11 protein-coding genes are annotated in these 14,316 nt (G+C 33.0%); 10 read left to right on the plus strand and 1 reads right to left on the minus strand.

Features of this window, described 5'->3' with window-relative positions:
* Nucleotides 1-32 precede the first annotated feature (32 nt).
* The 5 genes from GX308_05500 to GX308_05520 all read left to right on the plus strand — a co-directional run bounded on the left by GX308_05500 (nt 33) and on the right by GX308_05520 (nt 6,383).
* Nucleotides 33-734, plus strand: coding sequence for a competence protein ComEA (locus tag GX308_05500; protein ID NLK21529.1), 702 nt, complete (start codon nt 33-35; stop codon nt 732-734).
* Between the two features lie 9 nt (nt 735-743).
* Nucleotides 744-1,430, plus strand: a complete 687-nt coding sequence (locus GX308_05505; protein NLK21530.1) for a response regulator transcription factor — start codon at nt 744-746, stop codon at nt 1,428-1,430.
* Between the two features lie 46 nt (nt 1,431-1,476).
* Nucleotides 1,477-2,847, plus strand: coding sequence for a cell wall metabolism sensor histidine kinase WalK (locus tag GX308_05510; protein NLK21531.1), 1,371 nt, complete (start codon nt 1,477-1,479; stop codon nt 2,845-2,847).
* 117 nt (nt 2,848-2,964) lie between these two features.
* On the plus strand, nt 2,965-3,912 hold the full coding sequence (locus GX308_05515) for a GerMN domain-containing protein (protein ID NLK21532.1): 948 nt from the start codon (nt 2,965-2,967) through the stop codon (nt 3,910-3,912).
* A gap of 20 nt (nt 3,913-3,932) precedes the next feature.
* Nucleotides 3,933-6,383 (plus strand): DNA internalization-related competence protein ComEC/Rec2, encoded by a 2,451-nt coding sequence (locus tag GX308_05520; protein ID NLK21533.1) that lies wholly within the window; start codon nt 3,933-3,935, stop codon nt 6,381-6,383.
* Between the two features lie 894 nt (nt 6,384-7,277).
* Here the strand turns inward: GX308_05520 and rpsT are convergent.
* The gene (gene rpsT / locus GX308_05525) at nt 7,278-7,544 is read right to left on the minus strand and encodes a 30S ribosomal protein S20 (GenBank protein NLK21534.1); all 267 of its coding nucleotides are present in this window, start codon (nt 7,542-7,544) and stop codon (nt 7,278-7,280) included.
* 181 nt (nt 7,545-7,725) lie between these two features.
* On the opposite strand from rpsT, the gene GX308_05530 reads away from it, so the two are divergent.
* From GX308_05530 to hrcA, 5 genes are all read left to right on the plus strand, one after another.
* Entirely contained in the window at nt 7,726-8,724 is a 999-nt protein-coding gene (locus GX308_05530) for a GPR endopeptidase (protein NLK21535.1), read from the plus strand.
* Nucleotides 8,725-8,798: 74 nt separating this feature from the next.
* Nucleotides 8,799-10,106 (plus strand): stage II sporulation protein P, encoded by a 1,308-nt coding sequence (locus GX308_05535; protein NLK21536.1) that lies wholly within the window; start codon nt 8,799-8,801, stop codon nt 10,104-10,106.
* A gap of 120 nt (nt 10,107-10,226) precedes the next feature.
* Entirely contained in the window at nt 10,227-12,035 is a 1,809-nt protein-coding gene (lepA, locus tag GX308_05540; GenBank protein NLK21537.1) for an elongation factor 4, read from the plus strand.
* Nucleotides 12,036-12,038: 3 nt separating this feature from the next.
* Nucleotides 12,039-13,178 (plus strand): oxygen-independent coproporphyrinogen III oxidase, encoded by a 1,140-nt coding sequence (locus GX308_05545; GenBank protein NLK21538.1) that lies wholly within the window; start codon nt 12,039-12,041, stop codon nt 13,176-13,178.
* Between the two features lie 103 nt (nt 13,179-13,281).
* Nucleotides 13,282-14,316 (plus strand): heat-inducible transcription repressor HrcA, encoded by a 1,035-nt coding sequence (gene hrcA, locus GX308_05550; GenBank protein ID NLK21539.1) that lies wholly within the window; start codon nt 13,282-13,284, stop codon nt 14,314-14,316.

Consider the following 14,316-nt stretch of genomic DNA (forward strand, 5'->3'; position numbering starts at 1 on the left):
ATCTATTATAATAAAAAAGGAGAAATAAGCAAATGAAAAGACAAGCTTTACTTTATGCATGCATTATAATAGTATTTATAATATGTGGAATTTTATACATTAATAATCGATTATCCTTAATAGATTCCCCAATAAATGAACTAAATTCCTTAGAATACGAGATAGAAGCCGATATTCAGGCTCCTATAGAAGCAGATACTAGTAAATTAAATCAAGAAAAAATTAAAGAAGAAGTTATTAAGGAAGAGCCTATTAAAGAACAGCCTATTAAAGAAGAAATACTTATGGCAGTTTATATATGCGGAGCAGTAAATAATCCCGATGTTTATACCCTGAAAGAAGGGAGCCGTATTAAGGATGTAATCGATATGGCAGGCGGGGCCCTAGAGGATGCAGATTTAAACTATTTAAATCTAGCAGAAAAAGTTATCGATACACAAAAAATTTATGTACCAAAAATAGGAGAAGAAATTGACAAATCCCTCTTAAAAGTGGAAAATAGAGAGGAGCAGGTTTCTACAATAAATACTAGTAGCAGTGGATTAATAAATATTAATACTGCATCAGCAAGAGAACTTCAAACACTTTCAGGAATAGGTTCTGTAATAGCTCAAAATATCATTGAGTATAGGCAGTCCAATGGTTCTTTTAGGACGATTGAAGAAATTAAAAACGTATCAAGAATAGGTGATAAGACCTTTGAAAAAATAAGAAATAATATTACAGTACAATAGGAGGATATAATGAAAAATAAAGTTCTAGTTGTTGACGATGAGAAATTAATTGTAAAAGGGATTAAATTTAGTTTGGAGCAGGAAAACTTACTTGTGGATGCAGCCTATGACGGAGAAGAAGCCTTAGAAATGGCGAAAAAAGATAGGTATGACTTAATTATATTAGATGTCATGCTTCCTAAAATTGATGGGCTAAATGTTTGTCAACAAATAAGAGAATTTTCTGACGTACCTATAATTATGCTTACTGCAAAAGGTGAAGATATGGATAAAATTATGGGGTTGGAATATGGGGCCGATGATTACCTTACAAAGCCTTTTAACATATTGGAATTGAAGGCGAGAATAAAAGCAATTTTAAGAAGGGTGACTCAGAATGAAAATGTAACGGATAAGAAAAAGATAAAAACCAATGGACTTGAAATGGAAATAAGTAGTAGGAGGGTTTTTGTTGATGAAAAAGAAGTAAACCTAACTGCAAAGGAATTTGATATGTTAGAATTATTTGCCTCAAATCCTGGAAAAGTATATAGCCGAGAAAGTCTCTTGGAAACAATTTGGGGGTATGATTATCCAGGGGATGTGAGAACTGTGGATGTACATGTTAGACGCCTAAGAGAAAAAATTGAAGCAAACCCAAGTCAGCCTGAATTTATCCATACAAAATGGGGAGTTGGTTATTATTTTAAGGATTGAGACAAAACAATTTCACAGTTTACGGTGGAAGATATTACTAACTTTTATGCTCATTAGCTTTATACCATTGATGGCATTTTCTACGACCCTATATAAGAGATTAGAAAATAACTATATTGAAGAGCGAAAGGCAGAATTACTCAGGCAGGCAAATGTAACCGCAGGACATATTGCTATAGGAAAATACTTACTAGATGATAGTAAAAGGGAATTGTTTGTATATGAGATTGAGCAAACCAGCAAAGAAATCAAGGCCCGAATTATTGTGGTTGATGGGAATAGTTTTGAGGCCTATGATTCTAATAAGACAGAACAAACAGAAGAAAAGAAAAAGACCCATGTATATAAGGAAATACTTAAAGCTCTTCAAGGAAAGGATACCGCTGAAAAGCACGAAGATAATTTAGTATATGCTGCTGCATCCATTATAGATAGCAACCAAATAATAGGTGCAGTAATGATATCTGCTCCAATTGACGATATGGTGAGTAAAACCTTAGATACCATAAAAAGGCAGCTGTATCTTTTAACTATACTCACCAGTATGATAATTGGTATTTTAAGTTTTTTTGCTTCAGGGGTAATTACTAATCCTTTAAAAAGAATGTTAAAAGTAATTCAAAAAATTACAGAGGGACATCTTGAACAAAAAGTCGAAATAAAAGGTAGAGATGAACTAGCAGAACTTGGAAATGCATTTAACCATATGTCTAGTCAGCTTTTGAAGGTAGATCAGTCAAGGCAGGAATTTGTTTCAAATGTATCCCATGAATTAAAGACCCCTTTAAGTTCTATTAAGGTCTTAGGAGAGTCTTTATTATTTCAAGAGGAAGTTCCAAACGAGATGTATAAAGAATTTTTTATAGATATTAATTCAGAAGTGGATAGATTAACTGCAATTATAAATGATCTTTTATTACTGGTTAGGTTAGATCGAAAAGAAGTGCCCATGACAGTTCAAAATACTAATTTAAATAAACTCATTCAAGAAATTTTAAAACGTCTTCACCCCCTAGCAAACAAAAAAAATATAGAATTAATATATGAGAGTTTTAGGGATGTGTATGCAGAAGTAGATGAAATGAAACTTACCTTAGCTATTTCTAATTTAGTTGAAAATGGTATTAAATATACTGAAGAAGCTGGAACTGTAAGGGTAACTGTAGATGCAGACCATCAAAATTCATTTATCAAGGTTATCGATACAGGAATAGGTATTCCAGAAGAAGAAAAAGATAAAATATTTGATCGTTTCTATAGAGTAGATAAGACAAGGGATAGAGAAACGGGGGGAACTGGATTGGGATTGTCGATTACCTATCGAACTGTTTTATTACACCATGGAAGTATTAAGGTAACGAATAATGAGAGTGAAGGTTCAGAATTTACTATAAGATTGCCACTTAAGCAAAGTTAATAATTTTGTAACAACTATTTGCTATGATTGTAAAGATTATATTATATAATATCCCATACCATATAGACTGATTCTATTACAGTTAATAATAAGTGTATATCTATCGGAGGTGATAGGATGAGATCCAAAAATAAAACCGCATTAATTTTCATATTTATTTTTTCACTTATCTTACTTATTTCATTAGTAAGCTGTAAAATGTCAAACAATAAACAAGATAAAAATAAGGATACGCAAGTAATCTTATATTTTATTGATGGGGATAAATCACAATTAAAAGAAGAAAAACGGTTGGTCAATTTAGAAAGCAAAGAAGACTTAATAAAATACTCTGTTGAGGAGCTTAAAAAAATGCCTAAAACCGTGGGGCTTCAACCTTCTATTCCACAGGACATTAAAATCAATACGATGGTATTAGAGGGCAACACATTAAAAGTTGATATCTCGTCGCAATATAAAGATTTATCAGCACAAAAACAAGTATTGCTTAGGGCATCCTTGGTGAAAAGCCTTACAGAATTTGATTTTGTGGACTTATTAGAAATTATGATTGAAGGTGAGCCTCTTCTTGGTGCAGATGGTAAGGCTATAGGTCCTATGTCAAAGGAAGATATAGTTCTTGAACCGTCCAATGCTATAACTAAGGCTAGCTTACAAAATGTTAAATTATATTTTTCTAGCAATAACGCAGAAAAATTAGTTCCCGAAGAAAGACAAATAGAAATAAATCCTAATATTTCATTGGAAAAATACATTGTGGAGCAATTGATTTTAGGACCTAATAATAAGGAATTAATCATGACAGTTCCACCAGAAACAACTATAAAGGATATCGAAACTAAGGATGGAATTTGTTATGTGGATTTAAGCAATGAATTTAGAACGAAACATTGGGGAGGCTCTACAGGGGAAACTATGACTATTTATTCTATTGTAAATTCCCTTACAGAGTTACCTAATGTTAAAAAAGTACAATTTTTAATAGAAGGGGAAAAACAACAAGAATTTAAGGGGCATTATGATTTTAGCGGTCTATTTGATAGAGATGAAAATTTAATTAGATAATGAATTAAGTGGAGGACAAAATGAAGCGTCCGCTTATCTGGATATTTTTAATGTACTTATTAGGTATTTTAGGGGGATGGTACTGCTTAAATTTAAGCAGCACTATCCTTTTTTTTAGTTTTATTTTTGTTATTGTAATAATACTATACAAAAAAACAAAGTGGAACGGAATATTGGTATTCCCCTTATTTTTGTTGTTTGGATATATACAAATAGAGCTGAGCTTTATTCCTAAGGATGTTATTTTAGAAGAAGCAATAAATAAAAACAGCAGTATGAATGTTAAGGTGAAAGGCGTTATCGAGGATATCAAGGATACAGGGGACGGTCAAATAAGCTGCATTATAAAATCCAGTGAAATCCTTTGTAAAAATAAAATCCATGTAAAACCAATTAAAATAAAACTTTATACAAAACTAAATAGTAAAATAGAATATGGCAATATAGTTCAAGTGGATGGAAAAATAATGGCTTTTGAACCTCTTAGGAATCCTGGTGGATGGAATGAAGTCCTTTATATGAAAACTCAAGGAATAGATTATAAAATGTTTGGGGACTTGATATCTATAAAACCTGATAGGAAAAATTTTAGGAGTTATTTGCAGCAACTTAGGGGTAGGTTTTTTCAAGTGTACGATAAATTATTACCATTTGAACAATCTTCCATAATAAAAGCAATGATTATTGGGGAAAAAAGCACCTTAGGCAAGGAACAAAAATTAATATATCAGCAGGCAGGCATATCTCATATATTGGCGATATCGGGTCTACATATTTCTATTATTGCTTTGTTTTTATGGTGGATATTTAAAGCCCTTAGGGCACCAGCTATTGTTAGTACAATTTCTATTGTATCTTTCCTATGGATATACTGTGTTTTTACAGGGTTTGGGGTTTCCACCGTAAGGGCGGTATTAATGATTACCCTAACTTTATCTAGCAAAATCATACGGAGAAGTTATGATGTACATACCTCTATAGTCCTAGCTGCATTTATAATTCTTATAAAGCAACCCCTATATCTATGGAATGCGGGTTTTCAACTATCCTTTGCGGCGGTATTGGGACTAATTTTCCTTGGCCCCTTATTCAATAGGATATTTTGGATACCTGAAAAAATCCGTAAGATTTTATCTCCTTCCATGGGGGCAGGACTTGCAACTTTACCTATAGTAGCGTATCATTTTTATTATATTTCACTAATAGGATTTATTCTTAATCTGATTATAGTTCCTCTATCTACCTTTGTGGTAGGCTTTGGTTTTTTAGGGGGGGTTGTTGGCCTTTTTTGGATTCAGGGAGCCCGTTTTATCATAGGAATAGTTTATTATATACTTTGTTTTTATGAATATATAGCCAAATTATTTATAAGGATTCCCCATTCGAATTTAATAACAGGAGCCACTAGCCTATGGCAGATTTTTGTGTATTATACGACTATTTTTGTACCCATATTGTATTTTTACTATAAAAGAGAGTACAATCTAAACAAAAAGATATTAGGTCGTTTCGGTATAATTTGTCTTTTGTTATGGGGTACATTCTTATTTAAGAATAATAAGTTTGAAGTTGTTTTTTTAGATGTAGGCCAAGGAGATTCGGCAGTAATCCATACCGAAAACAACAAGAACCTATTAATAGATGGGGGAGATAAAGGGTGTCAGAAAGTTATTCTACCCTATTTACATTATAAGGGTATAACCAGTTTAGATGGGGTGTTTTTATCCCATCCCGATAAGGATCATTTAGCAGGACTTGTAGATATCTTAGATTACATAGATATTAAAAAAATATATGTATCCGTAGAAAACGATGGTAAAGATAAAATGTATCACCAATTTATATCAAAGGCAAAAAGCCTTGATATACCTTGTTATTTCCTAAAAAAAGGAGAAGAAATTTCAATTGATAAGATTCATTTAATTTGTCTGTACCCTCAAGATAATCACATGAAGAAAGATGGTGGGGGATGGAATAAGGTATCGATGGTTTTTCAAATACAATACGGGACCCATACATTTTTATTTACTGGAGATATTGAAAAAGAGCAGGAAAATAATATATTAAGACTTTATAAACCTATACAAACAGATTTTCTAAAGGTTCCCCATCATGGTTCCAAAACTTCTTCTACTGAGGACTTTATCCGTTGGTGTAATCCCCAAAATGCCATCATTAGCTGTTCCAAAAATAATAGATATAGTCACCCTCATAAAGAAGTAATAGAAAGACTATCTAAAAATAATATAAACACCATAACCACATCGAATAATGGTGCGGTTATGATAACATCCAATGGAAAAGAGTACGCAATAAATACTATGATACAAAATAGGGGTAATGTATATGAAGCAGCTAAAAGAAGAATTGAAAAAAGATATTTTTCGTTCATCATATTTATTTTATGGGGAGGAGCAGTTCTTAAAAAAGTATTATCTAGAAAGGATAATGGAAAAACTAGTTCCCTGTGAGAATCGATTGATGAATATGGTAACTTTCGAGGGAAAATCAGTTGCAGCCCATCAAATTATAGAAACTGCGCAGGTTCTTCCATTTATGGGTGAAAAGCGGCTTGTTATTGTTGAGGATTCGGGATTATTCATTTCGGGGCGTAAAAGTGATGCGGAACTTATCAATACCTTTATAGAAAACATACCACCTACAACCTGTCTTATATTTCTAGAAAATGAAGTGGATAAAAGAAATAAGCTATACAAAACCATGAACAGCATGAAAGTAGCCATTGAGTTTAAAACTCTTAAGGAAGAAGAACTGCTTATATGGATAAAGAGGGAGTTTAAAAAAGATAAAAGGGCAATCGACAATAAGACGGCTTTATACATGATTCGTACAGTTGGAACCTCTATGGGGGAGATATTAAATGAGATTGAGAAATTAATTGCCTATACGGATGAAAATGCCGATATAACCTCTAAGGATATAGATAATATATGTACTAAATCTCTAGAGGCTCATATTTTTGACCTTCTTAAAGCAATGGGTTATAAGAAGGCAGATGAGGCCCTTAGGATATATTCAAATCTCATTCTACTTAAGGAGCCCCCAATTAGAATCCTGGCTATGATAACAAGACAGATAAGATTAATTCTACAGGTAAAATATCTTTATGAACGGGGGACAAGTCCAAGGAACATCGCCCAAGAATTAAAACAGCCGTATTTTGTGGTAAATGACTGTTTAAAACAGTCACAGTTTTTTACAATATCCACGTTAAAGCAGGCAATAAAAGATTGTTTAGAAACTGATATAGCATCAAAAACAGGCAAGATGGAACCACAGTTAGCAATTGAAATATTTCTTATGAAATATAGCAAATAAAAACCACCCTAAAGGGTGGTTTTTATTTATGCGCCAATTTTATTTACTATCTTAGCTAAGCTTGATTTCTTTCTAGCAGCAGCATTCTTATGGAATACACCTTTAGAAACAGCTTTATCAATTTCAGTAGCAGCTTTCGCTAAAGCAATTTTAGCTTCTTCAAGATTATTATTTTCGGCGGTTAAAACAACTTTCTTTATAGCTGTTTTAACTTTTGATTTAATAATACGATTTCTTAAAGTTTTTGTTTGGATAACTTTTATTCTTTTCTTTGAAGATTTTATATTTGCCATCTTGTCACCTCCTCAGGATTCGTGATTAGACGAGACACATCTTTTATTTGGGGAATAATAGACGAATCATTTAAAGTCAAACATAATATATTTTAATCTATAAAAGGAAATAAGTCAATGAATATAAGAAAAAATACTGGAAAAAATACTTTTATGCACTTTAACAATAGGAGATGATAATATGGGAAAAGAAGGAACTAAGTTTAGCGTTCGGACGGACCTAGCAATAGAAACTAGGGAAATGGTCAAAAAAGAAGAAAATGTAGAAGTTCCTGGGGTAAAGGTAACTGTGGAGGAGCAAAAAGAAAAGGAAATAACTGTGACATGGGTGGAAATTATGAACGAAGAGGGAGAAAAACAAATGGGTAAGCCCATGGGGAATTATATTACTGTTGAAAGCCCCCTTATGAAAGAAAATGATGTGGAAGCCCATGAAGAAATCATTAGGACATTGGCGAAACAATTGGTAAAAATAAAAGAATTAGATGAAGATACGGTTATATTGATAGTAGGATTAGGAAATTGGAATGTAACCCCTGACGCCCTAGGACCTAAGGTAGTTTCTAAGGTATTTGTGACAAGACATTTACTTTCACAGGTGCCGGAGCAAATTGATGAATCAGTTCGTCCAATAAGCGCTATTTCTCCTGGTGTAATGGGAATTACGGGGATAGAAACCAGTGAAATTATTGAAGGAGTAGTCAAAAAAGTAAAGCCCGATTTGGTTGTGGCTATTGATGCCTTAGCATCAAGAAAGGCAAGCCGGGTCAATGCAACGATACAGATAGCAGATACCGGAGTGCACCCAGGTTCAGGGGTAGGCAATAGGCGAAAAGGTTTAAATGAAGAAACCTTAGGGGTTCCGGTTATTGCCATTGGGGTTCCTACAGTTGTGGATGCAGCAACCTTAGTAAATGATACAATAGACCATTTAATTGAAGCCATGTTAAAAGAGGCTAATCCCAATATGGGTTTTTATAAAATGCTAGAGGATTTAAATGAACAAGAAAAATACCAATTAATAAAAGAAGTCTTAAATCCCTATGTAGGAGATTTGTTCGTAACTCCTAAAGAAATTGATTCAGTGATTGATAGACTGGCATATATCATTTCTAATGGTATAAATATTGCTTTTCACCCTGGAATTGATTTAAAAGATATTAATAGATATACGTATTAAAATCATAATGTATGCCCTACAATAATAAAATATATATATACAATTTCTAAAGATAATTATTGGGGGGCAATATTTTGATAAGAATTCATACGGTTAATATCAAAAAAATAAAGTCAGGAACAATATTCATTATAATTTTAGCTTTTTCAGTCTTTTTTATATCTAAATTACTGCAGATTGCTAGTAGGGATATTTCAATTGATTTTGAAGATAAAATCGGTGGAGTTCCGCGATACATTAAAGAACAATCTTATAATCCTCAGATTTATAAAAAGATAATCGACCAAACTATTCCGTATGTTGATGAGTATTCAAATAATGGACAGACTGTAGATGGTTTAGCTACGAATATAATGATTCTTTTTACAGGTATAAACTCAAATAAGTTAAACACTATTTTTGAAGGAATTATCCCTGCATCAAAAAGCCTATATCTAAACTCATTGCAATATGCACAAAATGTAATAGAGGTAGAAGGACATTTTGAGGATTACTTGAAAAATGAGGATAAAGGAATATATCAAAATGAAGAAGATTTTTATGATGGTGGCATGGAAGAAGCAGATACATTTGAGGATCCCTTTAGTAATTCTAAAATCATATACACAGAGGAACAACTCAAAGATATTGATTTTCTATACAGAAATATTTATAATTTCCAAGGGAATTTAAGATTAACCTATAAGGAAATACCGGCAGCAAAACTTATTAAAAAGGATATGACCTTAAAGAAAAAGGACTCCAAACCCCAAATATTAATATTTCATACCCATTCTCAGGAAAATTTTATAGATAGCAATCCTAAGAATTTAAACGAGGGAGTTATAGGTTTAGGTGATGAATTAGCAAAAATTCTCCAAAGAGAATATGGGGTTGGGGTATTACATCATAAGGGGCAATACGATGTAATGAATGGGAAATTAATGAGGGATGGAAGTTATGAAAGGGTGGAGCCTGCCATAAGAAAAATTTTAAAACAAAACCCTTCCATTGAGGTGCTTATTGACTTGCATAGGGATGGGGTACTAGAGCATGTGAGATTAGCTACCACAATAGATGGAAAACCCACAGCAAAGATTATGTTTGTAAATGGTGCTTGCAAAATTATGAAAGATGGTCGGCTTACAGAAGTTACAAGTCTCCCAAATCCATATAGAGAAGAAAATCTTGCGTTTAGTTTGCAGATGCAGCTTAAGGGCAATGAACTTTATCCTGATTTACTAAGAAAAATATATATAAAGCCCTATAGGTATACCCTTCATATGCTTCCTAAATCCTTAATCATAGAAGTAGGTGCCAACACCAATACCCTAGAGGAAGCAAAGAACTCAATGAAGCCCCTAGCAGAAATTTTAGCAAAGGTTTTGGAACTGCAAAATTAGAAGGTATTGAGCCATGACCTGGCCTATGTTATAATATGTTGATGTATAAAAACAAGCATTAAAGCCAACTGTAAATCGGTTGGTTTTCTTAAGATACTATATTAAGGAGGAACACCCAAGATGTCCCTTTCAAAACAAAAGAGAACTAGAAACTTTTGCATTATTGCCCATATAGATCATGGGAAATCAACTTTAGCAGATAGGATTATTCAAAAAACCGGCTTACTTACGGAACGGGAAATGCAGGCACAAGTCCTAGACAATATGGATTTGGAAAGAGAAAGAGGAATCACCATTAAGTCCCAAGCTGTTAGATTAATATATAAAGGCGAGGACAATGAAGAGTATATATTTAATTTAATCGATACCCCGGGGCATGTGGATTTTAATTATGAAGTATCCAGGAGCCTTGCAGCTTGTGAGGGAGCAATTCTAGTAGTAGATGCAGCCCAAGGTATAGAGGCGCAGACCTTAGCAAATGTGTATTTAGCTTTAGAGCATAATCTAGAGATTATACCAGTAATTAATAAAATCGACTTACCCAGTGCGAACCCTCCTAATGCAATCAAAGAAATAGAGGATATAATAGGTATACCTGCAGAAGATGCGCCACTTATATCTGCAAAAGCAGGTATAAACATAGAACAGGTTCTAGAAAAAATAGTTCAAGGGGTGCCGAGTCCAAAGGGGGATTTTGATACTCCCCTTAAAGCCCTTGTCTTCGACTCCATATATGATCCCTATAAAGGAGTTATTGCTTTTTGTAGGATAAAAGAAGGAATCATTAAAAAAGGTATAAAAATCAAAATGATGTCAACAGGAAAAGAATTCGAAGTAACTGAAGTGGGTTTTTTTGGACCTGGTCGGTTTGTTGTTACCGATGAATTGGAAGCGGGGGATGTTGGCTATATAGCAGCCAGCATTAAAAATGTAAAAGATACAAGTGTTGGGGATACCATTACAGATGCCACTAATCCTGCAGAACACCCCTTGCCTGGATATAAAAAAGTTAACCCCATGGTTTATTGTGGAATGTATCCTGCCGATGGAGCTAAATACGAAGATTTAAGAGAGGCCCTTGAAAGACTCCAGTTAAATGATGCGGCATTGATATATGAACCAGAAAATTCCATAGCCTTAGGCTTTGGTTTTAGATGTGGTTTTTTAGGTTTACTCCATATGGAGATTATTCAAGAACGTTTAGAAAGAGAATACAATTTAGATTTGGTTACAACTGCCCCTAGTGTTATATATAAGGTTTATAAGACCAATGGAGAAATGATTCATTTATCCAATCCTGCAGACCTTCCAGAACCATCTGAAATTGAACATATGGAAGAACCGATTGTGAAAGCAGAAATAATTGTACCTACAGATTATGTTGGTGCCATTATGGAATTATGTCAAGAACGCAGGGGAGAATACATAGGAATGGATTATATTGAAGAAACTAGAGCAGTTCTTACCTATCATCTCCCTCTAAATGAAATAATATATGACTTTTTTGATGCTTTAAAATCTAGGACAAGGGGATATGCCTCCTTTGACTATGAATTAATAGGCTATCATGAATCCAATTTGGCTAAACTGGATATTATGGTTAACAAAGAAGTGGTGGATGCCTTAAGTTTTATTGTTCATGAAGATAAAGCCTATGAAAGAGGCAGGAAAATCGCAGAAAAACTAAAACAAGAAATACCAAGACATTTATTCGAGATTCCCATACAAGCTGCTATAGGCAATAAGATAATTGCTAGGGAAACAATTAGCGCTATGAGAAAAGATGTATTGGCTAAATGTTATGGTGGGGATATTTCCCGTAAGAGAAAACTATTAGAAAAACAAAAAGAAGGTAAAAAGAGAATGCGCCAAATCGGAAACGTAGAAGTGCCCCAATCTGCATTTATGAGCGTATTAAAATTGGAGTAAAAAATGGACAATCGTATAGGATTATATATTCATATACCCTTTTGTAAATCTAAATGCTATTATTGTGATTTTGCTTCCTATGCAAATCAAAATGAAAAAATGAAGGCTTATGTTTTAGCATTAACAAAAGAAATAAAACATTATGGAAAAATATTTTCAGATAAAAAAGTTGACTCAATATTTATAGGAGGAGGAACTCCTACAGTTCTTCCTCTTGATTTAATTAAAGAGTTGATGCAAACTATATTTTGTAATTTTTCCTTGGAATATAATGCGGAAATTACCATAGAAAGCAATCCGGGGACCTTAAATAAAGAAATGCTTAAACTATTAAAAAGGCTAAATATCAATAGATTAAGTATAGGACTTCAAGCATGCCAAAACAATCTTCTAAAAGCTATTGGAAGAATTCATACAGTAGAAGATTTTAACCAAAATTTTTTCCATGCGAGGGAAGCAGGGTTTAACAATATCAATGTAGATTTGATGTTTGCTCTTCCTAATCAAACAATAAAAGATTGGCAGGTAACCCTTGAGTACATCTCAGATTTAAGTCCGGAGCATATTTCTTGCTATAGCCTAATAATAGAGGAAGGCACACCTTTTGGAAAATGGGAGGAGCAAGGCAAAATAAAAAGATGTGATGAAAAGTTAGATAGATGTATGTACCACTATGCCAAAAAATATTTAAATAGTAAGGAATATAAACATTATGAAATTTCCAATTTCTCAAAGCCTTCTTCTGAGAGTAAACATAATCTAATATATTGGCAGTATAAGCCCTATATCGGTATGGGGTTGGGAGCTCATTCATTTGTGGATGGAAAGCGTTATCACAACACCTATAATTTAGAGAAATATATACAAGCCAAAGGTGAAATAAGAAGTTTGCAAGAAGACATAGAAATACTTCCCCCTTCGATGCAGTATTCCGAATACATATTTTTAGGGCTTCGCCTTTTAAAAGGTATATCCATCAAAGAGTTTGAGGTTTATTTTAAGACTTCATTTGATAAATTATTTGGAGAAAGTGTAAAAAAACTTATAGAACTGCGTCTTCTAGAAAAGAATAAAGATAGAATAAACCTTACATCAAAAGGACTTGATGTAAGCAATACAGTTTTTACAGAATTTTTATTATAAAACACTAAATAATATCTTGACAAAATATATTTAGGGTGGTATTTTAGATGTGAAGTTAGCACTCACACCACTTGAGTGCTAACAACTAATAGGAAGTGATTATATGATCTTAGATGAGAGAAAAATTAAAATACTAGATGCGATTATTAAAGATTATATACTTACAGGAGAACCCGTAGGCTCTAGGACTATTTCCAAAAAATACGAGTTAGGTGTAAGCTCTGCAACCATAAGGAACGAAATGTCTGATTTAGAAGAATACGGTTTTATTGTTCAGCCGTATACCTCGGCGGGAAGAATTCCTTCCGATAAGGGATATCGTTTATATGTAGATCAGTTAATGGAATGTAAGGCTATCAGTGATGATAGATTGATTATGTTTGAAAAAATGCTAGAAAGTAAAATCCATAAAATAGATTCCTTAATAAGAGAAGTGGCAAAGCTTTTATCTCTATTTACCAATTATACATCGATGATTTCTGCACCTCAAATTCAAAAAACAAGACTAAAACATATGCAGCTTATACCCTTGGATTCTAATTCCGTCATATTGATTATAGTAACCGATGCCAATATAATAACAAATAATGTTATTCAAATGGATATGGCTGCAGATCAAGACACTTTAAATAAATTGTCTGTTATGCTTAATGATTATTTAAGGGGATTGACTATAGAGCAAATAAATCTTCCCTTAATTCAAGAATTAAAGGTTAAGATGGGCATATATGGTGAGATAGTTAGTCCAATATTAGATGTAATTGCTAAATCTATCAAATCTAAGATAACTCCGGAAGTTTATTTAAGTGGGGCAATAAATATGCTGGATTTTCCTGAATTTAGCGATATAGTTAAGGCGAAACAGCTATTTAATACCTTAGAAGAAAATGATTTTTTAGCATCAATTTTATTAAAAAATCCATCAGATGGGATTAAAATAACCATTGGGGAAGAAAATGAAGTTGATGAAATTAAAAATTGTAGTTTGATTACCGCATCTTATGAGATAGGAGGAAAAAGTGTAGGAACTATAGGAATTATTGGTCCGACAAGGATGGAATATGGAAAAGTAGTTTCTACATTATCATATATTTCCAAAAATTTGGATAAATTATTAAAGAAATTTTCCGATGGATGA

This window comes from Candidatus Epulonipiscium sp., from assembly GCA_012519205.1.
Lineage (GTDB): Bacteria > Bacillota > Clostridia > Lachnospirales > Defluviitaleaceae > JAAYQR01.

Excerpts from the sequence above, each read along its gene's own strand:
- GX308_05530 (NLK21535.1), top strand. The coding sequence starts at position 7,726 with ATGGGAAAAGAAGGAACTAAGTTTAGCGTTCGGACGGACCTAGCAATA.
- GX308_05520 (NLK21533.1), top strand. The coding sequence starts at position 3,933 with ATGAAGCGTCCGCTTATCTGGATATTTTTAATGTACTTATTAGGTATT.
- rpsT (NLK21534.1), bottom strand. The coding sequence starts at position 7,544 with ATGGCAAATATAAAATCTTCAAAGAAAAGAATAAAAGTTATCCAAACA.
- lepA (NLK21537.1), top strand. The coding sequence starts at position 10,227 with ATGTCCCTTTCAAAACAAAAGAGAACTAGAAACTTTTGCATTATTGCC.
- GX308_05510 (NLK21531.1), top strand. The coding sequence starts at position 1,477 with ATGCTCATTAGCTTTATACCATTGATGGCATTTTCTACGACCCTATAT.
- GX308_05545 (NLK21538.1), top strand. The coding sequence starts at position 12,039 with ATGGACAATCGTATAGGATTATATATTCATATACCCTTTTGTAAATCT.
- hrcA (NLK21539.1), top strand. The coding sequence starts at position 13,282 with ATGATCTTAGATGAGAGAAAAATTAAAATACTAGATGCGATTATTAAA.
- GX308_05505 (NLK21530.1), top strand. The coding sequence starts at position 744 with ATGAAAAATAAAGTTCTAGTTGTTGACGATGAGAAATTAATTGTAAAA.
- GX308_05500 (NLK21529.1), top strand. The coding sequence starts at position 33 with ATGAAAAGACAAGCTTTACTTTATGCATGCATTATAATAGTATTTATA.
- GX308_05515 (NLK21532.1), top strand. The coding sequence starts at position 2,965 with ATGAGATCCAAAAATAAAACCGCATTAATTTTCATATTTATTTTTTCA.